2 protein-coding genes are annotated in these 460 nt (G+C 62.0%); one reads left to right on the top strand and one right to left on the bottom strand.

Features of this window, described 5'->3' with window-relative positions:
* On the top strand, positions 1-203 hold a 203-nt coding region (locus ACLFKU_RS44155; protein WP_410853447.1), incomplete at its 5' end, for a hypothetical protein.
* 64 nt (positions 204-267) lie between these two features.
* Here the strand turns inward: ACLFKU_RS44155 and ACLFKU_RS44150 are convergent.
* Positions 268-460, bottom strand: a 193-nt coding sequence (locus tag ACLFKU_RS44150) for a glycogen/starch/alpha-glucan phosphorylase (RefSeq protein WP_410853446.1), incomplete at its 5' end; no start/stop codon positions are given.

The following is a 460-nucleotide window of genomic DNA, read 5'->3' as shown; positions in this document are numbered from 1 at the left end:
ACCCAGCCGGGATCGCTGTCATCCTCGGCGTCAAGACCCTGGCACGCTACGCCGAGCTGAAGTCGCAACCGACTCCGGGATCGGACGCGGCGCAGGCCAACAAGGAGTCGAGTGCAGCTATCGAGCAATTCATCATCGGAACGATGGCATCAGCTCTATGGTCGGTACTGCTCACGGTGACAGCTAAAGCCCTATGGGGCTGACACAGCTACACACGCGGTCCGTGACCGGCCCGGACCCCCACGATGCGCTATCAGCCCCCGGAACTCACTCAGCCCTAACCGGCTCCAGCTTCCACACTTGCTCGGCATAGTCGCGAATGGTGCGGTCCGAGGAGAACCGACCAGACTTGGTGACGTTCACCCATGCCTTGCGCGCCCAACCACGGGCGTCAGCATGATCAGCGGCCATCTTGTCCTTGACATCCCGGTAGGACGCGAAGTCGCCCAGCACATAGTAG

It is taken from the genome of Paraburkholderia sp. EG304 (genome assembly GCF_046543485.1).
Taxonomy (GTDB): Bacteria; Pseudomonadota; Gammaproteobacteria; order Burkholderiales; family Burkholderiaceae; genus Paraburkholderia; species Paraburkholderia youngii.
Note: the sequence above shows the minus strand (reverse complement) of the source record. Positions and strands in the feature narration are given on the sequence as shown.